This is a genomic window from Bradyrhizobium huanghuaihaiense (assembly GCF_007830635.1).
GTDB lineage: Bacteria > Pseudomonadota > Alphaproteobacteria > Rhizobiales > Xanthobacteraceae > Bradyrhizobium > Bradyrhizobium huanghuaihaiense.
In genome coordinates, this window is the sequence record NZ_VLLA01000001.1 from 569,408 (window position 1) to 596,184 (window position 26,777).

Annotated in this window: 24 protein-coding genes and 2 tRNA genes; 18 read left to right on the forward strand and 8 right to left on the reverse strand. The window is 66.3% G+C overall.

Annotated features, from left to right (window positions below; all coding sequences use genetic code 11):
- Window positions 1-369 precede the first annotated feature (369 nt).
- Entirely contained in the window at window positions 370-2,316 is a 1,947-nt protein-coding gene (gene acs, locus IQ16_RS02680) for an acetate--CoA ligase (protein ID WP_026312319.1), read from the reverse strand.
- 391 nt (window positions 2,317-2,707) lie between these two features.
- On the opposite strand from acs, the gene IQ16_RS02685 reads away from it, so the two are divergent.
- Window positions 2,708-3,877 carry a DNA topoisomerase IB gene (locus IQ16_RS02685; protein ID WP_018645093.1) on the forward strand — a complete coding sequence of 390 codons (1,170 nt, stop codon included), beginning with the start codon at window positions 2,708-2,710 and terminating at the stop codon, window positions 3,875-3,877.
- A gap of 111 nt (window positions 3,878-3,988) precedes the next feature.
- On the opposite strand, the gene IQ16_RS02690 is transcribed toward IQ16_RS02685, so the two are convergent.
- Window positions 3,989-4,444 carry an SRPBCC family protein gene (locus IQ16_RS02690; RefSeq protein WP_018645094.1) on the reverse strand — a complete coding sequence of 152 codons (456 nt, stop codon included), beginning with the start codon at window positions 4,442-4,444 and terminating at the stop codon, window positions 3,989-3,991.
- A 101-nt stretch (window positions 4,445-4,545) separates the two neighbouring features.
- Between IQ16_RS02690 and IQ16_RS02695 the strand changes: the two genes are divergently transcribed.
- Entirely contained in the window at window positions 4,546-5,640 is a 1,095-nt protein-coding gene (locus IQ16_RS02695) for an adenylate/guanylate cyclase domain-containing protein (protein WP_026312320.1), read from the forward strand.
- Between the two features lie 74 nt (window positions 5,641-5,714).
- On the opposite strand, the gene IQ16_RS02700 is transcribed toward IQ16_RS02695, so the two are convergent.
- From IQ16_RS02700 to tsaD, 3 genes are read right to left on the reverse strand one after another with little or no spacing between them, the layout of a single operon-like run.
- Window positions 5,715-6,128, reverse strand: coding sequence for an EVE domain-containing protein (locus IQ16_RS02700; protein ID WP_026312321.1), 414 nt, complete (start codon window positions 6,126-6,128; stop codon window positions 5,715-5,717).
- Window positions 6,129-6,130: 2 nt separating this feature from the next.
- Window positions 6,131-7,111 carry an NAD(P)H-dependent glycerol-3-phosphate dehydrogenase gene (locus IQ16_RS02705; protein ID WP_018645097.1) on the reverse strand — a complete coding sequence of 327 codons (981 nt, stop codon included), beginning with the start codon at window positions 7,109-7,111 and terminating at the stop codon, window positions 6,131-6,133.
- Between the two features lie 2 nt (window positions 7,112-7,113).
- Window positions 7,114-8,187 (reverse strand): tRNA (adenosine(37)-N6)-threonylcarbamoyltransferase complex transferase subunit TsaD, encoded by a 1,074-nt coding sequence (gene tsaD, locus IQ16_RS02710; RefSeq protein WP_018645098.1) that lies wholly within the window; start codon window positions 8,185-8,187, stop codon window positions 7,114-7,116.
- A 151-nt stretch (window positions 8,188-8,338) separates the two neighbouring features.
- Between tsaD and IQ16_RS02715 the strand changes: the two genes are divergently transcribed.
- The 4 genes from IQ16_RS02715 to IQ16_RS02730 all read left to right on the forward strand — a co-directional run bounded on the left by IQ16_RS02715 (window position 8,339) and on the right by IQ16_RS02730 (window position 12,419).
- Complete coding sequence (locus IQ16_RS02715) at window positions 8,339-9,085, forward strand: uroporphyrinogen-III synthase (protein WP_018645099.1); 747 nt, start codon at window positions 8,339-8,341, stop codon at window positions 9,083-9,085.
- Between the two features lie 90 nt (window positions 9,086-9,175).
- Window positions 9,176-10,393, forward strand: a complete 1,218-nt coding sequence (locus tag IQ16_RS02720; protein ID WP_018645100.1) for a COG4223 family protein — start codon at window positions 9,176-9,178, stop codon at window positions 10,391-10,393.
- Window positions 10,394-10,429: 36 nt separating this feature from the next.
- Complete coding sequence (locus IQ16_RS02725) at window positions 10,430-12,244, forward strand: heme biosynthesis protein HemY (protein WP_018645101.1); 1,815 nt, start codon at window positions 10,430-10,432, stop codon at window positions 12,242-12,244.
- Between the two features lie 99 nt (window positions 12,245-12,343).
- Window positions 12,344-12,419, forward strand: a tRNA-Thr gene (locus IQ16_RS02730).
- Between the two features lie 320 nt (window positions 12,420-12,739).
- On the opposite strand, the gene IQ16_RS02735 is transcribed toward IQ16_RS02730, so the two are convergent.
- Complete coding sequence (locus IQ16_RS02735) at window positions 12,740-13,801, reverse strand: polysaccharide deacetylase family protein (RefSeq protein WP_018645102.1); 1,062 nt, start codon at window positions 13,799-13,801, stop codon at window positions 12,740-12,742.
- 252 nt (window positions 13,802-14,053) lie between these two features.
- Between IQ16_RS02735 and IQ16_RS02740 the strand changes: the two genes are divergently transcribed.
- A complete protein-coding gene (locus tag IQ16_RS02740; RefSeq protein ID WP_018645103.1) occupies window positions 14,054-14,362 on the forward strand; it encodes a hypothetical protein in 309 nt (102 codons plus the stop codon).
- Window positions 14,363-14,529: 167 nt separating this feature from the next.
- The gene (locus IQ16_RS02745) at window positions 14,530-14,745 is read left to right on the forward strand and encodes a cysteine rich repeat-containing protein (RefSeq protein ID WP_018645104.1); all 216 of its coding nucleotides are present in this window, start codon (window positions 14,530-14,532) and stop codon (window positions 14,743-14,745) included.
- A 90-nt stretch (window positions 14,746-14,835) separates the two neighbouring features.
- On the opposite strand, the gene IQ16_RS02750 is transcribed toward IQ16_RS02745, so the two are convergent.
- Complete coding sequence (locus IQ16_RS02750; protein WP_018645105.1) at window positions 14,836-16,524, reverse strand: MFS transporter; 1,689 nt, start codon at window positions 16,522-16,524, stop codon at window positions 14,836-14,838.
- A gap of 137 nt (window positions 16,525-16,661) precedes the next feature.
- Here IQ16_RS02750 and IQ16_RS02755 point away from each other — a divergent pair, with 137 nt between their 5' ends.
- From IQ16_RS02755 to IQ16_RS02785, 7 genes are all read left to right on the forward strand, one after another.
- Window positions 16,662-18,032 (forward strand): twin-arginine translocation pathway signal, encoded by a 1,371-nt coding sequence (locus tag IQ16_RS02755; RefSeq protein WP_018645106.1) that lies wholly within the window; start codon window positions 16,662-16,664, stop codon window positions 18,030-18,032.
- 34 nt (window positions 18,033-18,066) lie between these two features.
- Window positions 18,067-19,434, forward strand: a complete 1,368-nt coding sequence (locus tag IQ16_RS02760) for a cytochrome P450 (protein ID WP_018645107.1) — start codon at window positions 18,067-18,069, stop codon at window positions 19,432-19,434.
- Between the two features lie 50 nt (window positions 19,435-19,484).
- The gene (locus IQ16_RS02765; RefSeq protein ID WP_018645108.1) at window positions 19,485-20,894 is read left to right on the forward strand and encodes an adenylate/guanylate cyclase domain-containing protein; all 1,410 of its coding nucleotides are present in this window, start codon (window positions 19,485-19,487) and stop codon (window positions 20,892-20,894) included.
- Between the two features lie 309 nt (window positions 20,895-21,203).
- Complete coding sequence (locus tag IQ16_RS02770) at window positions 21,204-21,692, forward strand: tellurite resistance TerB family protein (protein WP_018645109.1); 489 nt, start codon at window positions 21,204-21,206, stop codon at window positions 21,690-21,692.
- Between the two features lie 219 nt (window positions 21,693-21,911).
- Window positions 21,912-22,691: an SDR family NAD(P)-dependent oxidoreductase gene (locus tag IQ16_RS02775; protein WP_018645110.1), complete on the forward strand. Its 780-nt coding sequence runs from the start codon at window positions 21,912-21,914 to the stop codon at window positions 22,689-22,691.
- A 129-nt stretch (window positions 22,692-22,820) separates the two neighbouring features.
- Complete coding sequence (locus tag IQ16_RS02780; protein WP_018645111.1) at window positions 22,821-23,615, forward strand: glutamine amidotransferase; 795 nt, start codon at window positions 22,821-22,823, stop codon at window positions 23,613-23,615.
- Between the two features lie 140 nt (window positions 23,616-23,755).
- Window positions 23,756-24,568 (forward strand): enoyl-CoA hydratase, encoded by an 813-nt coding sequence (locus tag IQ16_RS02785; protein ID WP_018645112.1) that lies wholly within the window; start codon window positions 23,756-23,758, stop codon window positions 24,566-24,568.
- Window positions 24,569-24,802: 234 nt separating this feature from the next.
- On the opposite strand, the gene IQ16_RS02790 is transcribed toward IQ16_RS02785, so the two are convergent.
- Window positions 24,803-24,878 (reverse strand) — tRNA-Ala (locus IQ16_RS02790).
- Between the two features lie 205 nt (window positions 24,879-25,083).
- Here IQ16_RS02790 and IQ16_RS02795 point away from each other — a divergent pair.
- From IQ16_RS02795 to IQ16_RS02805, 3 genes are read left to right on the forward strand one after another with little or no spacing between them, the layout of a single operon-like run.
- A complete protein-coding gene (locus tag IQ16_RS02795; protein WP_018645113.1) occupies window positions 25,084-25,374 on the forward strand; it encodes a YggT family protein in 291 nt (96 codons plus the stop codon).
- 15 nt (window positions 25,375-25,389) lie between these two features.
- Window positions 25,390-25,749 carry a DUF167 domain-containing protein gene (locus IQ16_RS02800; RefSeq protein ID WP_018645114.1) on the forward strand — a complete coding sequence of 120 codons (360 nt, stop codon included), beginning with the start codon at window positions 25,390-25,392 and terminating at the stop codon, window positions 25,747-25,749.
- A 9-nt stretch (window positions 25,750-25,758) separates the two neighbouring features.
- Window positions 25,759-26,643 carry a bifunctional methylenetetrahydrofolate dehydrogenase/methenyltetrahydrofolate cyclohydrolase gene (locus tag IQ16_RS02805; protein WP_018645115.1) on the forward strand — a complete coding sequence of 295 codons (885 nt, stop codon included), beginning with the start codon at window positions 25,759-25,761 and terminating at the stop codon, window positions 26,641-26,643.
- Window positions 26,644-26,777: the final 134 nt, after the last annotated feature.

Here is a 26,777-nt window from a genome sequence, read left to right on the forward strand (position 1 = left end):
CCGTTAACCGGATGGTTTCCAAGCACGGCCGCCGAGGGCCAGCGGGCAGGGGGAACAAAGGAAATGTTCGAAATAAAGTAAATGACCTGAAAACAACAGTCGGAGGGAAAGATGCAGCCGCGCCGCCGCGCGCCCTGACAAGAGCGTGAGGATGTGAATGGCTGTTGTTTAGGGGGCGGCGCGAACCGCGGCCTCGTGTCCCGGACAAGGCGCGGCACCTTAAGCGCGTCTACGCGCGTCTTCGACGCGCTATGGTGACGCGACGCAGAGCCGGGACCCAGGAGGCTGCACGTTTTGCCGTTGGATGGGCCCCGGCTCTGCAGCGCATCGCAAGTGCGCGCTGCGCTGCGTCCGGGGCACGAGAGCGGCTTACGCCGACTTCTTGTTCTGCCGGTTCTTCACGAGATCATCGACCACGGCGGGATCCGCCAGCGTCGAGGTATCGCCGAGGCTGCCCGGCTCGTCCTCGGCGATCTTGCGCAGGATGCGGCGCATGATCTTGCCGGAGCGGGTCTTGGGCAGGCCCGGCGCGAACTGGATCTGGTCGGGCGAGGCGATCGGGCCGATCTCCTTGCGCACCCAGGTCACGAGTTCTTTCCGCAGATCGTCGGTCGGCTGCACGCCGGCCATCAGGGTGACATAGGCATAGATGCCCTGGCCCTTGATGTCGTGCGGGAAGCCTACCACGGCGGCCTCCGACACCTTCTCATGCGCGACCAGCGCACTCTCGACTTCCGCGGTGCCCATGCGGTGGCCGGAGACGTTGATGACGTCGTCGACGCGGCCGGTGATCCAGTAATAGCCGTCGGCATCGCGGCGGCAGCCGTCGCCCGTAAAATACTTGCCCTTGTAGGTCGAGAAGTAGGTCTGCTCGAAGCGCGCGTGATCGCCATAGACCGTGCGCATCTGGCCCGGCCATGAGCGGGTGAGGCACAGATTGCCGGTGGTCTCGCCTTCCAGCACCTTGCCGTCGGCGTCGACGATTTCAGGCACCACGCCGAAGAACGGCTGCGTCGCTGAGCCCGGTTTGAGTTTCGTCGCGCCCGGCAGCGGCGTGATCAGGATGCCGCCGGTCTCGGTCTGCCACCAGGTGTCGACGATCGGGCAGCGGTCGTCGCCGACGACGCGGTGATACCATTCCCAGGCTTCGGGATTGATGGGCTCGCCGACCGAGCCGAGCAGCCGGAGCGAGGCGCGCGAGGTCTTCTTCACCGGCTCGTCGCCGCTCTGCATCAGCGCGCGGATCGCCGTCGGCGCGGTGTAGAAGATGTTGACCTTGTGCTTGTCGATGACGTTCCAGAACCGCGAATTATCCGGGTAATTCGGCACGCCCTCGAACATCAGCGTGGTCGCACCGTTGGCGAGCGGTCCGTAGAGGATGTAGCTGTGGCCGGTGACCCAGCCGACGTCGGCGGTGCACCAGTAGATGTCGCCGTCGTGATAGTCGAAGACGTATTGATGCGTCATCGAGGCGAACACGAGGTAGCCGCCCGTGGTGTGCAGCACGCCCTTGGGCTGGCCGGTCGAGCCCGAGGTGTAGAGAATGAACAGCGGATCCTCGGCATGCATGTGCTCGACCGGGCATTCCGTCGTCACCATCGCCGCGGCCTCGTGGTACCAGAGGTCGCGCGTCGGATTCATGTCGATCTTGCCGCCGGTGCGCTTGACCACGACGACCCAGTCGACGCCGTCGGCTTTGGCGAGCGCCGCGTCGACATTGGCCTTCAGCGGCACCTTCTTGCCGCCGCGCAGGCCTTCGTCCGCGGTGATGATCACCTTGGATTGGCAGTCGTTGATGCGCTGGGCGAGGCTGTCGGGCGAGAAGCCCGCGAACACCACGGAGTGGATTGCGCCGATCCGCGCGCAGGCCAGCATCGCATAGGCGGCCTCGGGGATCATCGGCAGGTAGATGGTGACGCGGTCGCCTTTCTTGACGTTGCGGGTGCGCAGGATGTTGGCCATCCGGCAGACCTCGTCGTGCAGCTCCTTGTAGGTGATGTGGCGGGATTGCGAGGGATCGTCGCCTTCCCAGATGATCGCGGTCTGGTTGGCGCGCGTGTGGAGGTGCCGGTCGATGCAGTTGTGGGCGACGTTGAGGACGCCGTCCTCGAACCATTTGATCGAGATGTTGCCGGGCGCGAAGGAAACGTTCTCGATTCTAGTCGGCGCCTTCATCCAGTCGATGCGCTTGGCTTGTTCGGCCCAGAAGCCGCTCGGGTCCGAGATCGAGCGGGCGTACATGTCCTTGTACTTGGCCTGGTCGACCCAGGCGCGCTTTGCCCATTCCGCCGGCACGTCGTAGATCTTCTCGGACATATTTCCCTCCACATGCGGCAAGCTCAGGCCATGCCGACAGCATCATTTGACGGATTATGCGTCGGGCTAACCGGACCCGACAAGGAGCACAAGCTGGACCTTCGACGAGCCGCCGGCCATGCGGAGGATCAAGGTCAGCCAGGTTGGCTGTCGCAAATCTGAAACAGGCCGACGGGGCGCCTTTGGGCTCTTTACCCAAACCGCGGAATAGGCCCCTGCAGAGCCCCCATGCGCCGGCCGGAGGTATTTAGGAACCGCTCTTCACTGATTCGGGACTCGCAATACGGTTCGGAACACCCTAAATGGCCAACCCGGGTCCGAAGAGACTTCATGGAACAAAAATCAGAACAGCGGCATTGACCGATAACAGGCAGGGCTAAGGCGTAAGACTATGATGGATCAGCAGAATCTCGGGACGTTGCGGCCCGCTTCAGCCGATCCTGCCGCTATTGCGCTGGCCAAAGCCCTCGGACAATGGCCGAAACCGGCCGCATCCAGCCGTCCCAGCCCGAAAAAGGCGTTCGACACGGCGCCCGCGGCGACGGTCGAGGCCCTCGCCAAGGAGCTGGGCCTGCGGCTCGGCGACCAGAACGAGCTGAAGATCCGCCGCATCAAGCGCGGCAAGGGCTATTCCTTCGTCCGCCCCAACGGCGCCCATATCCGCGACGCCCGCACCATCCGCCGGCTGCACGCCATGGCGGTGCCGCCGGCCTATCGCGAGGTGCGCTACTCGGCCGATCCGAGCTCGCATCTCCAGGCGGTGGGACGCGATGCCGCGGGCCGGCTGCAATATCGCTATCACGCCGATTGGGAGAAGGTCCGCGAGCATCGCAAGGCGCATCGCCTGGAGAAGCTCGTCGGCGCACTGCCAAAGATCCGGCGCAAGGTCTCGGCGTTCCTGTCGGGCGACGAGCCGACGCGCGAATTCGCGCTCTCGGCGGTGATCGAGCTGATCGCGCGCACCGCGATCCGCCCGGGCAATGAATCCTATGCCCGCCTGAATGGCACCCGCGGCGCCACCACGCTGCTGAAGTCCAACGTCACGCTGGAAGACGATTGCTTCGTGCTGACCTTCAAGGCCAAGGGCGGCAAGGCGGTGCGGAAAGAGTGCGACGCGGCCAAGCTGGTGCGCGCCATTGGCATTTTGCAGAGCGTCCCCGGCAAGCGCATGTTCCAGTATCGCGATGCCTACGGCATCGTCCGCGCGGTCAACACCACGCAGGTGAATGCGTTCTTGCGCGAGATCGCGGGCATCAAGATCTCGCTGAAGGATTTTCGCACCCTGATGGCGTCCGCCGTCGTGGTGGAATCGCTGTCGCGGATCACGCCGGCGACCAGCCAGCGCGGCCGCAAGAAGCAGGTGCTGGACGCGATCCGCGCCGCGGCCGACAAGCTCTCGAACACGCCGGCGATCTGCCGCAAGAGCTACGTCCACGACACCATCGTCACCGCCTTCGAGGACGGCATCCTCGAGCGCTTCGCTGCGACGATGAAGGGCCAGCGTTCCCAAGCCCGCCGCGAGCAGCTGCTGGCGCAGGTGGTGGCGACCGCCGCGGTGTAACGACACTGCCGTAGGGTGGGCAAAGGCGCGAAGCGCCGTGCCCACCATTTGCTCATGGTGAAAGGTGGTGGGCACGGCGTGAAGAGCGCGCCTTTGCCCACCCTACGAGAGCTACGTCTTGTCGGACACACCCCTGTCCGGACCGGGATCGCCGCCAGCCGCTACGCTTGTGAGCCGTTCCAGATAGTGCGCCCATCCCTTCGCATGTGCCGCCGCCTGTTCAGCATTCGGCAGCCCGCTATGGGTCATGCGCAGCAGCGTGCCGCCGTCGCGCTCGATCAAATCGATCTCGATCAGGCTCGAGCCGGGCGGCACCTCCTGACCGCCCTCCCAGCCGAACGTATAGGCCAGGCGATGCACCGGCACGACCTCGCGGAAGGCGCCGCGGGCGGCGGCGCCGCGCGGGCCGATACCCTTCAGCAGATAGAGGCCGCCGGGATGCGGTTCCGTGGTCGCGTCGGACCCCATCCAGCTCAAAATTTTCTCGGGGTCGGTGAGATAGGCGAAGACGGTGGCGCGCGGGGCGGCGATCTGGGTCTCGCGTCGCACTATGAACGGCTCGGTCATCGGCGATCATCCCTGGTCTGACGATGGGACATGGCGGCGGCCCTGCGCTCCGTCAAGGATTGCCCGTGACAAAGACGGGCCAGCTTCGCCATCATCGGGCCATGCACCTGTCCCCGACCCTCGCCTGGCTCGTCGATGCCGCCTCGGATTGTCCCGGGGCCGACCGCCTGCTCGCGGAACTCGGCGCGCATCTGATCGCCGACGGCGTGCCGCTTGCGGCGGGCGCCCTGACGCTGGAGGTGCCGCATCCGCTGATCGCGAAGCGGACCTGGCTGTGGCGTGCCGAGACTGGCAGCGTCATCGAAGCGCTCGGCTTCGCGCCGGGCGGCCTTGCGCCCGACCCGCCCAACGATGGCGGCCGCCGCTGGCTGCGCGACGTCGCGGGCGGCGAGGTGCACGAGGATGTCGTCGGACGGTCCGACGGGCCGTTGCTCGGCTGGATCGGGTCGCGCCCGTTCACTGCGGAGGAGACCGAACGATTGCGCCAGGCCGCCCGCTTCGCGGCGACGCCCCTTGCCGTGCTCGCCGCGCGTGCCACGTTGCGGGCAACGCTGGATGCCTATCTCGGCAAGCGCAGCGCGGAGCGGGTGCTGGCGGCACCTCTGCGGCGCGATCTCGGCGAGACCATTCAGGCCGCGCTGCTATATGCAGACCTGCGCAATTTCACGAGCTTGTCGGAAACCACTCCGCCGGCCCAGGTCATCGCGGCGCTCGACGCCTGGTTCGACCGCATCGCCGGCGCGGTTCATGCCTTCGGCGGCGAGGTGCTGAAATTCATCGGCGACGGCGTGCTCGCGATCTTTCCGGTGCTCGAGGCATCGCCGCGCCGCGCCTGCGATGCCGCTCTCCGCGCGGCAGGCGCGGCCGAAGCCGGGATGGCCTATCTCAATGCCGAGCGCCGCGCGCAAGGCCTGCCGCCGCTCGGGTTCGGTGCCGCGCTCCATCTCGGCGAGATGCTCTGGGGCAATATCGGCGCCGCCAACCGGCTCGACTTCACGGCGATCGGTCCCGCCGTCAATCTCGCCAGCCGGCTCGAGGGATTGTGCAAGCCGCTCGGCAGGACGGTGCTGGTGTCGGGCGCACTCGCCGCCGAGACGGAGATGCCGCTGATCGCGCTCGGATCGCATTCGCTCCGCGGCATTGCCGCGCCTTGCGAGGTGTTTGCGCTGGCGGAGACGCAAGCTCGGCTATCGTAGCCCGCATGAGCGTAGCGATATGCGGGACCAGATAATCCCGGATGTCGCTCCGCTCATCCGGGCTACGGCACTGCCTACATCCCGCCCATCTTGCAGACGAGCTTCCATTCATCCGCCGTCACCGGCTGCACCGACAGGCGCGAATATTTCACCAGCGCCATGTCTTTGAGCTTCTTCTCGGCCTTGACCGCGACCATCGTCACCGGCGTCTTCAAGGGCTTGTCGGCCTTGATGTCGACGCAGACGAATTTTTCGGTCTTGTCGGTCGGATCAAGGTAGGCCTCCTTGATGATCTCGACGATGCCGACGATCTCCTTGCCCTCGTTGGAGTGATAGAAGAACGCCTTGTCGCCCTTCTTCATGTTCACGAGGTTCTGGCGCGCGGTATAATTGCGCACGCCGGTCCAGGCCTCGCCCTTGGCGCCCTTCGCCACCTGCTGGTCCCAGGACCACACCGACGGTTCGGATTTCACCAGCCAGTACGCCATGCTCATTCCTCTGCCTTGAAGGGGCGCGTCAACAACCCCGAGATCGCGGCGTCGATCGTGCTGCGGCCGCTCAGGATCGACGCGACCGCTTCTGATACCGGCATCTCGATGTTTTGCGAAGCCGCGAGTTCGATCAGCACCGGCGCGGTGAACTCGCCTTCGGCTAGCTTGCCGGCGGACGGCTGCTCGCCACGGCCGAGGGCGAGGCCGAGCGCAAAGTTGCGCGATTGCGGGCTCGCGCAGGTCAGGATCAGATCACCGAGGCCGGACAGGCCGGCGAGTGTCTCGCTGCGCGCGCCGAGCGCGCGGCCTAGGCGCGTCAGCTCGGCAAAGCCGCGGGTCGTCAGCGCCGCCTGGGCCGAGGCGCCGAGCTTGCGCCCGACCGCAATGCCGACCGCGATCGCCAGCACGTTCTTGGCCGCGCCGCCGATCTCGACGCCGCGGATGTCGGTGGAGTGATAGGGGCGGAATGTCGGTGAGCCCAGCGCCTGCACCAGGCCGCTCGCCAACACCTCGTCCTTCGCCGCCAATGTCACCGCCGTCGGCAGGCCGCGTGCGACGTCGTCGGCAAAGCTCGGACCCGACAGAATCGCCGGCTGCGCGTGCGGCGCGGCCTCCGCGATCACGTCGGTCATGAATTTATGGGTGCCGTGCTCGATGCCCTTGGCGCAGGCGATGATCGGTACCGGCGTCGTGATGTGCGAGGCCAGCATGTTGACCGCGCCGCGCAGATGCTGCGCCGGCGTTGCGATCAGCAGCATCTCCGCGTGCGCGGCGACCGCCAGATCGCTCGTCACCACGATCTCCGGCGCGATCCGCACGCCGGGCAATCGCGGATTGTCGCGTGTCGAGGCGATCCGCGTTGCATGCTCCGCGTTGCGCGCCCACAGCGTGACGCTCCGCCCTGCCCGCGCCGCCACCGTCGCCAGCGCCGTTCCCCAGGCACCCGCTCCGATCACCGCAACGGATTGGAACGCGGTCATCGTCAGTATCCCGCCCGCGTCTTGCCGTAGCCGGCGGGCGCCGTGGCATTGGCGTCGAGCAGCCAGCGCGCGCGCGGCTGCGCCTCCATCGTGTCGGTCATGCCCAGCGCGAGGCGCTCGGCGCCGGCCCATGCGATCATCGCGCCATTGTCGGTGCAGAGCGCCGGCGGCGGCATGATCAATTGCGTCCCCGCCTGCCGCGCGACGTCGTGCAGCGCGCCGCGGATCGCCTGATTGGCAGCGACGCCGCCGGCGGCCACGAGCGCGCGCGGCGCGCCGAACTGCGCGCGGAAAAGCTTGAGGCCGACGCTGAGCCGGTCGGCGGTTGAATCCAGCACCGCGGCCTGGAAGCTCGCGCAGAGATCGCTGATGTCCTGCGTCGTGATCTCGGCGAGCCGGCTCGCTTCGGTGCGGACGGCCGTCTTCAATCCGGACAGCGAGAAATTGGCGTCGGGCCGCCCCTGCATCGGCCGCGGGAAAGCAAAGCGCGTGGCATCGCCGTTTTCCGCCGCGCGCTCGACCTGCGGGCCACCTGGATAAGGCAGGCCCAGCATCTTCGCGACCTTGTCGAAGGCTTCGCCGATGGCGTCGTCAACGGTGGTGCCGAGCCGCACATACTCGCCGACGCCGGTGACCGCCACGATCTGGGTATGGCCGCCCGAGGCGAGGAAGAGGCAGTAGGGAAAATCGATTCCGTCGGTGAGGCGCGGCGTCAGCGCATGCGCTTCGAGATGGTTCACCGCGACCAGCGGCGTGTCATGCACCATCGCGATCGCCTTCGCGGTGGTGAGCCCGACGATGACGCCGCCGATCAGCCCAGGCCCCGCGGCCGCGGCGACGCCGTCGAGCTGGGCATAGTCGATGCCGGCCTCGTGCATGGCACGGTCGATGATCCCGTCGAGCACGTCGACATGCGCGCGCGCGGCGATCTCCGGCACCACGCCGCCGAAGCGGGCATGCTCCTCGACCTGCGACCGCACGATGTTGGACAGGATCTTGCCACTGCCGTCAGGCGCGCGCTCGATCACCGCCGCGGCGGTCTCGTCGCAGGTGGTTTCGATACCCAATACCAGCATTGGCGAATCGTTATCCAATTTGCGCCCTTGCACTGATCCATAAAGCAGAGTTCTGGTAAGTCCGGTAGCATTCCGGGGCCAGATTGCGCAATCGTCACGCGCAGCGATCCCGGCGAATGCGTCACCGTCACGCGGTTCGGGAACACACGCGATGTCCATTCTTGTCACACGGCCGCATCCCGACAATGAGGCGACAGCGGACAATCTGCGCGCGCGGGGGCATGTGGTGCTGCTCGCGCCGGTGCTCAAGTTCGAGCCCGTCGCCTTCCATGACGAGGGTGAAGCGGGCTATGGCGCCGTCATCGTCACGTCGGCCAATGCGATCCGCGCCGTCGCGCCGCAATTGCGGGACCTCGGCCTTTTGGAGCTGCCGCTGTTCGCGGTCGGCGAGCACACAGCGTCTGCTGCGCTTGACGCCGGCTTTGGCGAGGTCATCGTCGCCGGCGGCGATGCTGCGGCCCTACGCGACAAGGTCGTGCAAAGCGCACGCGACAAGGTGCTGAAGAAGAAAAGCACGCTGCTCTATCTTGCCGGCGCGGATCTGTCGCGCGATCTCGGCGGAGAGCTTGGTGCGGAAGGATTCAACGTGGTGACGCAGACCACCTATCGCATGGCGCCGGTCAAGCATCTGCCGCGCGAGGTCTGCGAGGGCTTTGCCGCCCACGGGGTCGAGGCGGTGCTGCACTACTCCCGGCGCAGCGCGCGGGCGTTCCTGGACGCAGCGCGGGACGAAGGCGTCGAAATTTCGGCGCTGGCGATCCCGCAATGCTGCCTGTCCGAGACGGTCGCCGGCGTGCTGCGCGATGCCGGTGCGTCGCAGGTTCTGGTAGCCGCGACGCCGGACGAAAATGCCTTATTTGACACCTTGGAGCGTGCTTTGCGTACCCGTTTGGCGTAAGAGGTCGGGCCGAATCCGGCGCGATCGGGTCCGTTTAAGGATCTAATGCCAGGATCTGTGCAAGGTATGGAAGTGTGAGGAACCGTCACGATGGCCGACGACAAGCCTGAAGACGCAGGATTGGCTCCCGACACCGGTCGTGCCAAGCGCACCCCGCCCACCATCGACCTCGAGGCAACCGAAGTCTCGACCCAGCCGCAGGAGCTGGCGGGCGAGCCCGAGGCTCAGCCGGCGGCCGAGCAGGCCGCGCCTGAGCAGGAAAAGGTCGAGGAGACCAAGCCCGAGCCTCAACCCGAGTCAGCCGAGGAGCAGCCTTCCATTGCGCCCGCGTCCGCTTCGCGGTCGATGTCCCCCTGGGTCATTGCACCGTTTTCCGGTGCGGCGGCGGCAGCGCTCGTGATCGGGGTCGGCTGGATGCTGGGCTGGCCCGCAGTGCAGGCGCCGCCGGCCGCGCCGCAAGTCACGAGCGCGACGGTCGATGCTTTGAGTGGTCGCGTCGCCGCGGTCGAGGGCAAGGCCGGCAAGCCCGTCGCCGATCCGGCCATGGCCGCGCGGATCGACGCGCTGGAGAAATCGGCGAGCGCGCTGCGCAGCGACATCGCCAATCTACGCGCGCAGTCCGACAAGACCGCGAGCGCGCTGAACGATAGCAAATCCGCGCCGCGTACCGCTGCGCCCGATGTTGCCGCGCTCGCCGACCGCATCACGCAGCTCGAGCGCGCCAGCAAGACCGAACGCGCCGAGCTCGCGCAGCAAGGCGAGAAGATCGCCGACGCAAAAGTGATGGATGACAAGCCGCTGCGCTTTGTGGTGGCTGCGACCCTGCTCGATGTCGCCGTTCGCCATGGCGATCCCTACCAGTCGCAGCTGTCCGCGGCGCGGTCGCTCGCCGCCAAGCCTGACATGCTGAAGCCGCTCGATGCGTTCGCATCGTCGGGCATCCCGACCCCGGTCGCGCTGAGCCGCGAGCTGCTCGCCATCGTGCCGAAATTGTCGCCGCCGGCGGAAGCCCCGGCCGCGAATGTCGGCATCGTCGAGCGCCTGCAGGCAGGCGCGTCGAAACTCGTACGCATCGAGCGCACCGACGGCGTCGGCAACGATCGCGGCGCCATCGTCGCCCGGGTGACGGCCGCGGCGCTGCGCAACGATTTCGTGGAGGCGCGGCGGGAGCTGAAGACGCTGCCAGAGGCCGATCGGGCGCCGGCGCAGGCCTGGCTCGAGAAGGCCGATGCCCGCGACGCCGCGCTCGCCGCGTCCCGCAAATTCGCCGACGATGCCATGGCGGATCTCGCCAAATCTGCTCAATAAGATTCGCGCAACAATCAGCGCGTAATAGGGATCGCCATGCTTCGCATCGTCCTTTTCCTTGTCCTGATTGCACTGGCGGCGGGCGGCGCCGCCTGGGTTGCCGACCAACCTGGCGATCTCGTCCTGACCGCGGGTGGTTTCCGCGCGTCTACGACGTTGCCCAGGTTCGTGTTCTTGCTCGGCCTCTTTGCCGCGGCCGTCGTGCTGGTCTGGAGCATCCTGACCACGATCTGGCGCACGCCGGGCCGCATGCGCCGCCGTCGTCACGAGAAGCGTCACGCGCGCGGCCGCCACGCCATCACCCACGGCCTGCTCGCGATCGGTCACGGCGACACCGCGCTCGCTCGGCGTCACGCCGAGGCGGCGCGGCGCCACGCGCCGAACGATCCGCTCGCGCTGCTGCTGCATGCGCAATCGGCCCAGCTCGAGGGCAAGCGCGACGAAGCGCAGCGCGTCTTCCGCGCCATGGCCGAGCGCGAGGATACGCGCCTGCTCGGCCTGCGCGGCCTGTTCATCGAGGCGCAGCGCGCCGACGATGCGGTCGGCGCCGTGATGATCGCGGAGGAAGCGATCAAGCTGTCGCCGTCCTCGACCTGGGCCTCGCATGCGGTGCTCGGCTTCCGCTGCGCGCGCGGCGACTGGAGCGGTGCGCTCGCGATCCTCGATTCGAATCTGTCCGCCGGCCTGATCGACAAGCCGGCCTATCGCCGCCAGCGCGGTGTGCTGCTCACGGCGCGCGCGCTTGAATTGGAAAAGATGGACCGCGACGTCGCGCGCGAGAGCGTGATGGATGCGATCAAGCTCGCGCCGACCCTGGTGCCGGCCGCAGTGCTCGCCGCAAAATTCGAGAGCGAGGCGCATCAGGTCCGCCGCGCCATGAAGCTGGTCGAGACCGCCTGGCTCGCCAATCCGCATCCCGATCTTGCGGATGCTTATGCGCATGTGAAGCTCGGCGATTCCGCGCGGCAGCGCCTGCAGCGGGTCGAGACGCTCGCGGCCAAGACGGCTGCCGACAAGCCCGGCCATGTCGAGGGCCAGCTCGCGATCGCGCGCGCGGCGATCGATGCCACGGAGTTCGCCCGCGCACGCCAGGTGCTCGCGCCCTATATCAACGATCCGACCCAGCGCGTGGCGCTGTTGATGGCCGAGATCGAGCGCGCCGAGCACGGCGATAGCGGCCGTGCCCGCGCCTGGACCCTGCGCGCGGTGCGCGCCCGCCACGATCCGGCCTGGACCGCGGACGGCTATGTCAGCGACCGCTGGCGCCCGGTCTCCCCGGTCACCGGCCGGCTCGACGCCTTCCAGTGGCAGACGCCGGTCGCCAGCCTGCCCTCGGACAAGGCGACCACGATCGAATCCTCGGCCTTCGAGGAGGCCATGCTGGCCGCCCCGCCGCCAAAGCGGGTGACGGCGGCTCAGAGCGAGAGCCCGGTGGAACCGGTCGTGACAGGTCCGGCCCCGGCCCCCGCCGCTCAGGACAATTCACCCCCCGAGACCAAGGAAACCGCCAAGGAAACGGCCGAGGAAACGGCCGAGGAAACGGTCAAGGAAGCCGTCACGGAAACCGCCACGGACGAACCGGCGGTGGCACCTGCCGAGCCGGTCAAACCGGCCCCCGACCCGGCCGAATCATCGCCGCCGGCGGCAACGCCGGTGTTCCGGACCCGCGCCGATCTCGGCAAGCCCGCCCCGATCCCCGCCGTCATCCCGATCGTCCGCGCGCCCGACGATCCCGGGATCGATGATGAGGGCCCGAGCGATGAATTTACGGAACAAATCGGCACGCCCAAGCCCGATGCAAAGGCCCAGGCCGGCGGCTGGCGCGGATTCTGGTCCCGCTGGGGCGCGTGAGGCGCATTTCGGCCCCCGCTTGTCCTTGCCAATTCGGGCCACGCCCGATATCAGGAGCGCGCGTATCGGGACCGGCATCGCTTTGGTCCCGGCAGAGCTGCCGCAATAGCTCAGTCGGTAGAGCACGTCATTCGTAATGACGGGGTCGGGGGTTCGAATCCCTCTTGCGGCACCAGCGCCTTGTTTCATCAGACCGCCATGAAAACGTATGCCGACGGCAGCCGGCTCGCATGACCGCGCGTTGCACGCGGCCCCATGTTTGCGTGGCGTGTGCCACATAACCTCGCGCCCGCCCCGGAATGTCCCGGTCACGCCGAACACGGGGAGATTCACATGCGCAAAATCATTCTGGTCGCCGCCATGGCCCTGGCTTCTGCATCTGCCCATGCTGGCGACCGCAGCCACGGCATCTATTGGTAGGCACTTCCTCCCCTTCCAAAAGCAAATGGCCGGGCAGAGCCCGGCCATGATGTCTTGAGGACGTGCTTCGGCCGCCTATTGCGAGACCGTCTGCACCACGCTTCCGATCGGACGCGTGTTCGTGCCCGCCGTCGGCACCTTCATGTCCTTCATCAGCGCCTCGTCATATTCCGGCAGCGTCTGGAACGTCGTCTTGGCCTTCATCTGCACGACCTTGTAACCACCGGCCTTGAGCCGTGCCAGCAGCGCCGGCATGGCTTCGCCGGTGTGCTTCTGGAAGTCGTGCATCAGGATGATGCCCTTGCCGAGCTTGTCGAGCCTGGTCATCACGGTCTCGACGATTTTCTCCGGCGTCGCGCCCTTCCTGAAGTCGAAGGAGTCGATGTCGGTCGAGAACATCGCGACGTTGCGGGTGCCGAAATAGGTCACCATTGCCGGATTGTGCTGAAGCTGCGGGAAGCGGAAGAACGGTGCCGGATTGGTGCCGAGCGCGAACCGCACCGCGCTAAAGCCCTTCTCGACCTCGTCCTTGACCTGCTGCTCCGTCATCTTCTTGCTGTTCAGGTTGACATGCGACCAGGTGTGCGTGCCGACCGTGTGGCCCTGGGCGAGCACCTGGCGCAGGATTTCCGGATGGTAGGTCGCGTGCTTGCCGACCGAGAAGAACAGGCCCTTGGTGCATTCATCTGCGAGCGCCTTCAGCACCGCGGGCGTGTTGACCGGCCACGGACCGTCGTCGAAGGTCAGCACGACCTCCTTGTCGGTCAGGAAGTCGAACTGCTTGAAATGCTCGAAGCCGAAACCCGGACCGCCTGTCGTGTCGATCTCGACCACGCGGGATACGCCCAGCGCGTTCGGATTGGCGCAGGCCTGCTTCGGCTGAACTGGCGCGACCGGTGCGGGCGCAGGCGCGGGTGCCTGGGCAACGGCCGTCGGCTTCGCCGCGATCGTCGCAGTGGTCGCGACGTCGTCCTTGGCGGCGATTTTCGCCTGTGCCGGCAATGGGTCGGCGGCACGGGCGGCAACTGTCTTGGGGGCGCCCTGATCGGCGCTTGCGGAATAATAAAACCAACCGCCGGCGGCGATCACGACCGCCGCAACTACACTGGCCAGCATCAGGCCCAACGCATTACGCATCGCTACTCTTTCCAATTACGCAACCAAACCGGCGGAATTTCCCGCGCGACGAGCCATTAATGCGAAGGAACAGTTAACGTGACACCAACACGACGGCGGATGCGGAGGAATTTCAGCGAGGTGCGCCAAAGTGACCGAGGTCACAGAAGGCGGGGCTGTCGTGACCGTCATCACAGTGGAAACGGTTTTGCCGGAGCATCGTAGTTCCCATTAACAACGGGCCCGCTATGGCGGCGCCAATGGGAGCTTCAAATGACCACGTCGTTCTCTACCAAGTCCCTGAGTAGCAAGATCCGCGATACCGGCCTGGCTCTGGGCTTTGCCACCCTCGTCTCGATCGTCTCGACCACCTCGAGCTTCGCCTTCACGGCCGAAGCGCAGCAGATGTGCACCGGCGATGCCTTCCGCCTGTGCTCGTCGGAGATCCCCAACATACCGAAGATCACCGCGTGCATGATCAAGCATCGCTCGGATCTGAGCGCCGGCTGCCGCGCAGTGATGGACAAGGACTTCGCCAAGGGCGCCTCACGCAAGGTCGCTGACGCGCAGGACAAACAGTAAGAGCAGCACTGCGATCGTTGCGTCGGTTAGCTCCCCTCGCGATGCGCCCCGGCGTCAAGCCGGGGCCACGCGGCGGTGTCATGCAGCCTGCCAATAAAGCCGTTGCGGCTCAGGGATCGTCGCACTAGCTTCGCCCGCACATTCTTCCGGGTAAGAGGCATTACGCGATGACCAGATTTCTTTTCGTTATTTCCTTGCTCTTGTGCGCGACCGCCGCGTCCGCGCAACAGCAGCCCGGACACGACGCCTGTGCGCGCGATGTCAGCCGCTTCTGCCGCGCCGTGATGAATAATGGCGATGGCGCCGTGCTCGCCTGCCTCAAGCAGAACCGCACCCGCCTCAGCAAGGCCTGCGACAAGGTGCTGACGGAGCACGGGCAGTAGTGATTCCCGTAGCCCGGATGAGCGTAGCGATATCCGGGACTCCTGACCCCGCATATCGCTTCGCTCATGCGGGCTACGGACTGAGATAACCTACGTGCTGCTCCCCGCCGCGGTTGCGACCACTGGCAGCACCTCGCCGCCCGCGCGGTCCGGCGTCTCGTCCTTCCAGCGCACCGAGCCGAACGGACGCTCCAGCATGCGGCGGACGCGTACCGGCTCGGGGCCGATGTGGTAATCGATCGCCTGCTGATGCAGCGCGCGTTCAGACAGGGTCGAGCGGTTGCGCTGGCGTAAGTAATCGAACCAGGTCGGGCAGTGATAGCGCTCGGTCCACAATTCGGGGTCGGCGATGTCGCGCGCGATCGACCAGCCATAGGCGCCGTTGCGCTGCCGGGAGAGCTGCACGTCCTGCATCACATTGTGGAAGGGGCGCGCGTTCTCCTGGGCGACGCGGTACTCGATCTCGACCACCAGCGGCCCGCTGCGGCCGGTCAGCGACAGCCGCACCTCGGGATCGGCCAGCACCTCGGCATCCTCGTTGCGGGCGCCGACGCGCGGCATCGCGAGCCAGATTCCGAGCAGTGGCGAGAGCAGCATCAGGCCGGCGGCAACGAGCAGCGCGACCTCGACGCCGGCATAGTCGGTGAGATGTCCCCAACCCCATGCGCCGATCGCGATGCCGCCGGAGATCGAGGCCTGGAATGCCGCGAGCGAGCGGCCCGCGACCCAGCGCGGCGCTGAGAGCTGCACGCCGATATTGAACAGCGCGACCGCCGCCATCCAGACAGCGCCGGCGAGCACCAGCGCGGTGGCCGTCAGCACCGGCTCGGTGCTCACGGCAAGGGCGGCCATCGCGAACGCCATCGAGATGGTGCAGGCGCGAATCGCGGCCTCGCCGCTCATGCGCTTGCGGAGTTCGTGGATGTTGAGTGCGCCGACCACCGCGCCCATGCCGAATGCGCCGAGCATGATGCCGTAGGTCTGCGCGCCGCCATGCAGGAGGTCGCGCGCGACCAGCGGCATCAGCGCCATGATGGCACCGCCGGTCAGGCCCATCACCAGCGTGCGCAGCAGCACGATCTTGATCGGCGGCGAATTGGCGATGTAGCGGAAGCCCGAGACCATGGCGCGGTTGAGCTTTTCCCGCGGCAGGCGCGAGGGCTCCACCGAGCGGCGCCAGAGCAGCAGCACCACCAGCAGCGGCAAATAGAGGATCGCATTGCAGGCAAAGGCAGCGACTGCGCCGAGCGCAGCGACGATGACGCCGCCGACGGCGGGGCCGAAGCTGCGCGCGATGTTGTAGCTGATACCGTTCAGCGCGACCGCCGACGGCAGGGCTTCCGGCGGCACCTGCTCGCTGACCGAGGATTGCCAGGCCGGTCCGAACAGCGCGTTGCCGCTGCCGACGACGAAGCAGAAGGCCAGCAGTGCTTCCGGCGTGATGAGCTTGAGGCCGGCGAGGATCGTCAGCGCGCTCGCGCCGGCCAGCGCGATCGCGAGCGAGACCAGGGTGACGACGCGGCGGTCATACATGTCGGCGATGGCGCCGGCCGGCATCGAGATCAGCATGATCGGCAGCATCAGGGCGGTCTGCACCAGCGCCACCTTGTCCGCCGAGGCCGCCATCTGCGTCATCGCCCAGGCCGCGCCCACGCCCTGGATCAGGAGGCCGAGATTGGAGAGCAGGCTGGCAAGCCAGATGCGCCGGAATACGGTGAACCGCAGCGGGGCGGCGATGCCCTCGCCGGCGAATTTCTGACGGTTCGGCTGCTCGGTCATATCCCCTTCCATATGGGCTGGCAGAAGTGGTCTTTGGGTGATTCCGGCAAAATCAGTGATGCCCGCGAAAGTCCTTCGCTGTCCAGTGGTTAGGCCGGTATAAGCGGTGCAAAGATGGTATTGCCGGGGAGGAACAGATGAGGCTGTCACGACGGACGATCCTGCTGGGGGCGGGCAGCTTGCCTTTCGCGCTTGCGAGCTTGCGAACGGGCGCGCTGGCCCAGACGACGCCCGCAGCGCAAAACGCGGAAGTGCCGCCGATCCTGTTCGTACACGGCAATGGCGACTACGACGCGCTCTGGATGACGACCTTGTGGCGGATGGAATCCAACGGCATCGCGCGCGATCGCATGATGGCGATCAATTTCACCGATCCGCTGGCGCGCAGCGACGACAAGGTCGAGCAGGCGAACCGCTCCTCGGCGGAGGACCAGCGCCGCGAGCTCGCTGCTGCCATCGCTGAGCTGAAGCGCCGGACTGGAGCTCCGCGCGTGGCGCTGGTCGGCAGCTCGCGCGGCGGCAATGCGATCCGCAACGTCATCAGGAATGGCGGCGCCGGCGATGTCAGCCACGCCGTGCTGTGCGGCACACCCAATCACGGCGTGTTCGCGACCGACGACCAGCTTGGAAACGAGTTCAATGGCCGGGGGCCGTTCCTGCGCGGTTTGAACGAGGGGGAGAGCGAGGTGACGCCAGGGGTCGCCTTCCTCACCTTGCGCAGCGACGGCATGGACAAATACGCGCAGAGCGACGGCCGCTTCATCGGCAAAGCCGGCACGCCGACCGGCGTCACCAATGAGGGGCCGGAGCTCAAGGGTGCCACCAATCTGGTGCTCGGCGCGCTCGACCATCGCGAGGTGGCGTTCCATCCGCGCGCCTTCCGCGAGATCTACAAGTTCATCGCCGGACGCGAGCCCCAGCGAATTGCGATCGTGCCGGAGCAGACGGTCCGCCTGAGCGGCCTCGTCACCGGCACGCCCGGCGGTGTGCAGACCAATCGCCCGGTCGCGGGCGCAACCGTCGAGATATTTCGCGTCGACCCCGATACCGGTGAGCGCAGGGGCAGTGCCGTGCACAGCGCGAAGACCGGCGCCGACGGCCGTTGGGGACCGGCGCAGGTCGAGCCGTCCTGGTCACTCGAATTCGTCCTGGCGGCGCCGGATGCGCCGACCACGCACATCTATCGTTCGCCCTTCCCCCGCTCGTCCGACGTCGTGCACCTCCGGCCCGCGCGCCCGCTCGGGCCGGCGGACAAGGACGCCGGTGCGATCGTGATCATGTCGCGTCCGCGCGGCTATTTCGGCCTGCCGCGGGACGTGGTGCTGTTCGACGGCAAGGAGCCGGCCGACGTCAAGTCCGGCGTGCCCACAGATGCGGCAGCAACATTGCGGCTTCCGGCCGCAGAGATCGGGCGTAACATCGTCGCCCAGTTCGGTGAAGAACGGATTGTGGCACGCCTCTGGCCGGCTGCCGAGAACAGGATTGCGATTGCCGAGATGACTTACTAGCTATTGAGCTGCGTCACATCTGCGGGAGCGAGCCATGAATATCGCCAGTGTGCGTCGGCCCATCGTCCCCCCGGCCCCGCCGCGTGCGCCCGACAACATGTCGTTTCTCGGCAAGCTCGCCGTGATCCGGCGCAACATGATCGCGACCTGGGGGCAGCGTGCCTACGAGGAAGAGGTCATCCCGGGCCGCTTCGTCTTCCGCAACAGTTTCATCCTGAATCGTCCGGACGCGATCCGGCATGTCCTGCTCACCAATTACGAGAACTACACGCGTACGCCGGCGGGCATCCGCATGCTGCGTCCGGTGCTCGGCGAGGGCCTCCTGATCGCGGAGGGGCACTCCTGGACGTTTCAGCGCCGCACGCTCGCGCCGGCGTTCACGCCGCGCGCGACCGCGAACCTCGTCCCGCACATGACCGCGGTGCTCGACGAGACCATCGCCAAGCTCGATGCGCGCGCAAGCGAGCTGGTCGACCTGCGCGAGATCATGCAGCGCATGACGCTCGAGATCGCCGGCCGCACGATGTTCTCGTTCGGCATGGATCAGCACGGCGCCACCTTGCGTAACTTCGTGATGGAGTACGGCGAGCGGCTCGGGCGTCCCTATTTCCTCGACATGGTGCTGCCGGTGTCCTGGCCGACCCCGATGGATCGTGCCCGCGCCCGCTTCCGCAAGCGTTGGACCGACTTCGTGTCGATGCTGATCGCCGAGCGGCGCAAGATGGGCAAGAAGGACGGCGCGCCGCCGCGCGATTTGTTCGATCTCATGGACGAGGCGCGCGATCCTGAAACCGGCAAGGGCTTTTCCGACGAGCAGCTCATCGACGAGGTCGCGACCATGATTCTCGCCGGTCACGAGACCACTGCGACGGCGCTGTTCTGGGCGCTCTATCTGCTCGCGCTCGATCCGGAGACGCAGGAGGAAGTCGCTTCCGAGACGCAGGGCGAACATCTCGACAGCATGGCCGATATCGACCGCCAGAAATTCACCCGCGCCGTGATCGAGGAGACGATGCGGCTCTATCCGCCTGCGTTCCTGGTCGCGCGGGCCGCGCGCGAGAAGGACAACGCCGCCGGCGTCGAGATTGGCAAGGGCGACATCATCATGATCGCGCCGTGGCTGCTGCACCGGCACGAGAAGCTGTGGGATCAGCCGAACGCGTTCATTCCAAAGCGCTTCATGTCGACCGAGGCGCCCGACCGCTTCGCCTATTTGCCGTTCGGCGCGGGCCCGCGCGTCTGCATCGGCGCGCCGTTCGCGCAGGCCGAATCCGTGCTGGCGCTGGCCCGGCTGATCGGCGCGTTCCGCGTCGAGCTGGCCGACCAGACTCCCGTGATTCCGCATGGCGTCGTCACGACCCAGCCGGGTCACTCACCCATGTTCCGCATCACGCGTCGATGACAGGCGATCGCCTGGTCGATGGCGTGATCGACCCAAGATAGAGTTACGCCATGAGCGACATTCAGGCCCAGTTTTCCGTTCTGAAGCAGACTGCCGATGCGAAGGTGGTCGATGCGATTGCGGATCTCATCGAGCATGGCGAGGATCACGAGCTCAACCGCGTCAACGTGCTCGATTTCTCCACGCAGCACAGTCTCGACGAGGAGCACGTGATCTCGGCCTTCCTGCATTCGGCGCGGCTCGGGCTGTTCGATCTCGGCTGGAACGTGCTGTGCCCGGGCTGCGGCGGCGTGCTCGGGGCGCACTCGACCCTGAAGGCGCTCAAGCCCGACGATTATCACTGCGCGCTCTGCGCCTGCGGCTACAAGGCCTCCGTCGACGACCAGGTCGAGGTCTCCTTCACCGTGAATCCGCGCGTCCGGCGCATCGCGGCACACGATCCCGACACGCTCCCGGTGTGGGAATATTTCAAGCAGGTGTTCTGGAGCTCCGGCGTCGACTTCAACAAGGAATCGTTTGCGACACTCGCCAACGAGGTCACGCTGGACACGATGGAGCTGCCGGCCGGGGAGAAGGCGACCATGTCGCTGCAACTGCCGAGCGACTTCGTCATCATCTTCGAGCCGGTGACGCACGCTGCCCATTTCATCGACGTCCAGGGCGAGCCGACCAAGGACCGCCAGCAGCTCGCCATCATGTACAACAAGGTGCAGGCGCCGACCGGGACCACGGTCATGCGGCCGGGCCCGCTGCGGCTGTCGATGGAGAACCAGGCCGGCGTGCGCGTGCTGCCGTCGGTGTTCATCGCGGCCGAGGCGCTCCACCACCTCATTGGCAAGCGCAAGCCGTTCCTCACCGCCAAGCGGATGCTGTCGAACCAGACCTTTCGCGATGTGTTCAAGGCGGACAATCTCAGCCTCGACCAGCGGCTTCAGATCACCTCGCTCACCTTCTTGTTCACCGATCTGAAGGGCTCGACCGCGCTCTACGAACGCGTCGGCGATCTCGCCGCCTTCGACCTCGTGCGGGCGCATTTCCATGCGCTGCTCGAGATCATCTCCTCCGAGAAGGGCGCGGTGGTGAAGACCATCGGCGATGCCGTGATGGCGACCTTCGACCGTCCCGAGCACGCGATCGTCGCGGGCCTGCGGATGCGCGCGGCGATGGACGCGCTCAACAAGCAGCGCGGCACCACCGATCTCATCGTCAAGATCGGCATCCACGAAGGGCCGTGCCTCGCGGTGATGCTCAACGAGCGGCAGGATTATTTCGGCCAGACCGTCAACATCGCCGCGCGCGTGCAGAGCCTGTCGACCGCGCAGGAGATCCACATCACCGGGCCGGTGGCGGATGCGCCGGCGGTCGCCGAACTTCTCCAGCAGCGCGAGATCAAGCCGATCCAGAAACAAGCCGCGCTGCGCGGCATCGCCGACAAGATGGTGGTGTACGAGATACCGTGAGGGACGGGAGGAGATTGCCACACTCTCAGTCATTGCGAGGAGCCCTTGCGACGAAGCAATCCAGGCTGCCTCCGCGGAAAGAATCTGGATTGCTTCGCTGCGCTCGCAATGACGATGTGGAGGCAGATGGGTGTTATACTCCATCTTCATTGCTCGGTCAGGCCCGGCCATGACGGCGGAAGGCCCGCCCAGATTGCCGAAACGTAATGCGCGCGCGAAACTGACGCACGTTGCGCCGGTTGAGTTTCCCGCTCATATAATGCTGGTAGCCGCCGCACCCCGCGGCGGCATCGATTTCGGTAGGACCTTATGCTCGACGGCCTGCGCCAATTCATCGCCGAGATTGTTGCTCCCCAGGCCGGGGATCGCGCTTTCGGTGATAGCGATTATCGGCTCGCGGCGACCGCGTTGCTGGTCCACGTGGTCTCGCTGGACGGCCAGCCGAGCGCGGCCGAGCAGCGCAAGCTGCACAGCCTGATCGAAAGCCATTTCGGGCTCGATCGCGGCACGGCTGATCGATTGATCGCCGATGCCACCCAGGTCGAGGGCGACGCGGTCGATCTCTACCATTTCACCAGCGTCATCATGCGCTCGCTCGACGAAGCGGGCCGCAAGCGCATCGTGCAGATGATGTGGGAGCTGGTCTATGCCGACGGCCAGGTCTCCGAGTTCGAGGACAACGTCGTCTGGCGCGCCTCCGACCTGCTCGGGATCTCGCAGCGCGACCGGATCGACCTCAAGCACGCCGTTGCCGAGCGTGCCGGCGGTCAGGTGCAGGACAGCGCCGTGGGCGGTTGATCCGCGCAAGCCGGCCGACGGCCGGTTGTGCCGATCACATGACGAAACTTTAATGTGGGCGATCGCCGCCCGGATTCGCCCGTAAATTCCCGGGTTTTCTGCTTTCCCTGATGTCCGCTCAAGCGGCCATGCGGCCGGCGCCGCTTGCCTGTCGCGCACGGCCTATGCTCTCGTTCCGCCATTGCGGGACCAAAAACTTCAATTCAAGAGACATCGATCGTGACTGAGCGGGTAACGTTGATCACCGGTGCCTCGGCGGGCATAGGCACGGAGCTGGCGCGTGTATTTGCCGCCAATGGACACCGTCTCGCACTGACGGCGCGACGGGCGGAACGGCTCGAGGCGCTTGCGATCGAGCTCGCCGCCAAGGGCGGCAAGAAGCCGATCGTGATCGCCTGCGATCTTCAGGACGCCGGCGCCGGCGACAAGATCGCCGCAGCGCTTAAGGCCGAAGGCGTCGAGCTCGATCATCTCGTCAACAATGCCGGCTTCGGTGTGTTCGGCGATGCCATCGAGTGCGACCGCGCCGAGCAGGTCGGCATCGTCGATGTCAACGTGCGGGCGCTGACGGATCTGTCGCTGCGTTTTGCCGATCAGCTGATCAGGAACAAGGGCGGACTTCTGAATGTCGGATCGGTCGCCGGCTTTCTGCCCGGCCCCGGCATGGCCGTCTACTACGCCTCCAAGGCCTATGTGATTTCGCTCACCGAGGCGCTGCGGGCAGAGCTCGCGCCGCGCGGCGTTCGCGTCACGGTGCTTTGCCCGGGGCCGGTGCCCACCGAATTCCAGGCGCGCGCCGGTGTCGGGTCCGGGCACAACACGGCGCTTCTCAACGTTTCGGCGCCCGATGTCGCACGACAGGCCTATCACGGCTTGATGGCCAACAAACGGGCAGTGCTGCCGGGTCTCGGCATCAAGATTGTGCCGTTCGCGCTGCGGTTCTTTCCGCGCGGCTTCATCCTGTCCGCCACCAGCCGGTTCCAGAGGCAGCGACGCTGAAGGCAGTTCTGAACGTCCGTGGTGGCCCGGAGCTTGCTTCAGTCCAGGAGCGTGTGTGCGCAAACTCACACGATGTTAACCATCGCTTAGCTATGCTGGCGGTCTGAACCGATAGCACTCGCAGAGGCCATGTCGTTCCGGACGGACAGGTTTGGTAGCGCAGAAGTGGTGCCCTTCCGAAAGAGGGCGCCGAGCGCCGCCGCCTCCGAAAACCGGCTGCCGGTTCTGATCGTCCTGCACCAGGAATCCTCGACACCCGGCCGCGTCGGCAATGCGCTGCGCGCGCTCGGCCACCGTCTCGACATCCGCCGTCCCCGCTTCGGCGATCCCCTGCCCGAAACCCTCGACCGGCATGCCGGCGCCGTGTTCTTCGGCGGCCCGATGAGCGCCAACGATCCCGACGACTACATTCGACGCGAGATCGACTGGATCGAAATTCCGCTCCGCGAACAGCGGCCGTTCCTCGGCATCTGCCTGGGCGCGCAGATGCTGGCGATGCAGCTCGGGGCCCGCGTCGCGCCGCATGCGGAGGCGCTGACCCAGATCGGCTACTATCCAATTCGTCCCACGGCTGCTGGACATGCGCTCTGCCCGGACTGGCCGGCGCAGGTCTATCACTGGCACCGCGAGGGGTTCACGTTGCCCGTCGGTGCCGAACTGCTCGCGGAAGGCGACGACTTTCCGATCCAGGCCTATCGCGCCGGCAATGCCTTCGGCGTGCAGTTTCATCCCGACGTGACCTACGCGATGATGCATTGCTGGACCACGCGCGGCTACGATGGCCTCAGCGCACCCGGCGCGCGCGAGCGGCATCATCACTTTGCGGACCGTGCCGTGTATGATGCGGCGGAGCGCGCCTGGCTCGATCATTTCATCGACGGCTGGCTGGCGCGGCGGCCGGTGCTGGCGCAAGCCGCCGAGTAACCCCGCGCCTTCGCGCAGGTCCTTGGCGCAGGTCCTTGGCGCAGATCCTTGGCGCAAGTCCTTGCCTCATCCCTTGATATGCTAGGCTCTTTCCTAACGAGCGCGCGAGAAGTTGCGCCGGCAGACAAAGGGAGAGCGCCGTGGCCTACGAACACATTCTCTACGAGGTGAGCGACAGGATCGCGACCATCACGCTCAATCGTCCCGATCGCATGAACGCGTGGACGCCGATCATGGAGCGCGACGTGCGTCATGCGATGGAAGCGTCAAGCGCCGACGACAACGTCCGTGTCATCGTGCTGACAGGCGCGGGCCGGGCCTTCTGTGCCGGCGCCGACATGGATGCGCTGAAGGGGCTCGATCCCGATGACGTCAGGCGCGCGTCGAATTTGCCGCCGTTCGACATGAACCGCCGGCCCGACTGGCAGACGCGCTACGGCTTCTATCCGTCGATCGGTAAGCCGGTCATTGCCATGCTCAACGGCGCGACTGCGGGCATCGGTCTCGTCCATGCGCTCTATTGCGACCTGCGCTTTGCCGCCGACAACACCGTGTTTACAACGGCGTTCGCGCGGCGCGGCCTGATCGCCGAGCACGGCATCAGCTGGATGCTGCCGCGCATCGTCGGCCACGCCAATGCGATGGATCTGCTGCTCTCGGCGCGCCGCGTTTCGAGCGATGAGGCGCTGCGGATCGGACTGGTCAACCGGCTCTGCTCGCCCGAGCAGCTGCGCGAGGAGACCTACGCCTATGCGCGCGACCTCGCCGATTTCGTCTCGCCGAGCGCGATGGCCGTGATCAAGCGCCAGCTCTACGAGGTCCCGTTCCAGACACTGGCGGAGGCGACGATCGAGGCCAACAGGGAGATGATGGTGGCGCTGAACGGGAGTGATTTCCGGGAAGGGGTGGCGAGTTTTATGGAGAAGCGGCCGCCAAGGTTTACGGGGAAGTAGGGGGAAGTATTCCTCAACCAGTCCGTCTTCGCCCTGCGGGCTTCGCCGGACACCACGCTTCGCCCTTCAGGCTCCTCGTGGCTGCGCCACGCGTAGCCCGAAGTGGTCTCGGCAATTTTCGAGGTTGGGTTGGTTGAGACAGTCCGTCTTCGCCCTGCGGGCTTCGCCGGACACCACGCTTCCCCCTTCGGGCTCTTGCGTGGCTGCGCCACGCGTAGCCCGAAGGGCGAAGCGTGGTGGAGCCAGGCGGGATCGAACCGCCGACCTCGTCATTGCGAACGACGCGCTCTCCCAGCTGAGCTATGGCCCCTTTGCTGGCCGCTCTGGTAAACGCGGCCGACAACCGGGCGCCATTTAAGTCCCTGCCAAGGTCAAGTCAAGGACGGGTGTAACCCGGTTTTAGCCATTTCGGTGCCCGAACTTCCCTTGTTTGGGCCGGGGGGAACCGATATCTAGCAAAAGGCGTCACTCCCGACCGAAGCCAGAGTTTTCATAAGCCAGAGGCCTCAAAAGCCATGCGTGCCGTTCTCGACATCGTCATCATCGTGCTCGACCTCTACGTCTGGCTGCTGATCGCCTCCGCGATCCTGTCCTGGCTGATCGCCTTCAACGTCGTGAACACGCGTAACCAGTTCGTGTCGGCGGTGGCGGAGTTCCTGTACCGGATCACCGAGCCGCTGCTGGCGCCGATTCGCAATTTCCTGCCCAGCCTCGGCGGTCTCGACATCTCGCCGATCATCCTGATCCTGATCATCATGTTCATCGAGCGGGTGATCCTGTACTACATCTACCCGAACGTGATCTGAGCAGGCTGGAGCGCCTTGGTTGCGAAAGAAGCTTCTAGGGAACCTTGGCGCTATTCCGCCGCAGGAATCAGCATCGCGCTGCGGGTGACGCCGCGCGGCGGTCGCGACGACATCGACGGGATCGAGCAATTGGCCGACGGCCGCAGCGTGCTCAAGGTGCGGGTGCGCGCCATTGCCGATGGCGGCGAGGCCAACAAGGCCGTTCTGATGCTGCTGGCGAAATCGCTTGGCGTGCCCAAGGCCAGCGTCAAGCTCCTGTCGGGGGCGACGTCGCGGCTGAAGCAGATCGCGGTCGACGGCGATCCGGCGCGGCTGGGCGAAGCCCTGCGTCAGCTCGTCCAAGCCAAAGCGGCAGACGCCAAATCGACAGACTGAGGAACTGACATGACCGCCAAGATCATCGATGGAAAAGTCATCGCCGCGGAACTCCGCGCCCGCGTTGCCGACGAGGTCGCCCGGGTCAAGCGCGAGCATAATCTGGTGCCGGGTCTTGCGGTGGTCCTGGTCGGCAACGACCCCGCCAGCGAGGTCTATGTTCGCTCCAAGGGCACCCAGACCCAGGCGGCCGGCATGGCCTCGTTCGAGCACAAGCTGCCCGCTGACGTCTCGCAAGCGGACCTGCTGGCCGTCGTCGCAAAGCTCAACCGCGATCCCGCCGTGCACGGCATTTTGGTGCAACTGCCGCTGCCGAAGGGGCTGAACACCGAGGCCGTGATCAACGCCATCGATCCCGCCAAGGACGTTGACGGCCTGCATCCGAACAATGCCGGCCGTCTCGCCGGCGGTTTCGAAGCGCTGTCGCCCTGCACGCCGCTCGGCTCCGTCATTTTGACCAAGAGCGTCCATGCCTCGCTCGAAGGCATGAACGCCATCGTCATCGGTCGCTCCAACCTGGTCGGCCGGCCGCTGGTGCAATTGCTGCTGAACGAGAACGCCACCGTGACGATCGCGCATTCGCGCTCGCGCGATCTGCCTGATCTCGTGAAGCGCGCCGACCTCGTCTATGCCGCCGTCGGCAAGGCCGAGATGGTGCGCGGCGACTGGCTGAAGCCCGGCGCGACCGTGATCGACATCGGCATCACGCGAATCCCGAAGGAGGACGGCAAGACGCGCCTCGTCGGCGACGTCGCCTATCAGGAAGCGCTCGCCGTTGCCGGTGCCATCACGCCGGTGCCGGGCGGCGTCGGCCAGATGACGGTGGCGTGCCTCTTGGTGAATACGCTCCGCGCGGCCTGCGCGATCGCCGGGCTGCCGAAGCCGGCGGTGTAGGTAAACTCTCGTGCCCCGGACGCAGCGCAGCGCTTCCCTGGCGATACGAAGCATCGTCCAGTTCAGCGGTGCCGGGGCCCAGTGGCGGCATGGGTCCCGGCTCAGCGTCGCGTCATTTCATGCCGCGCCGCGTC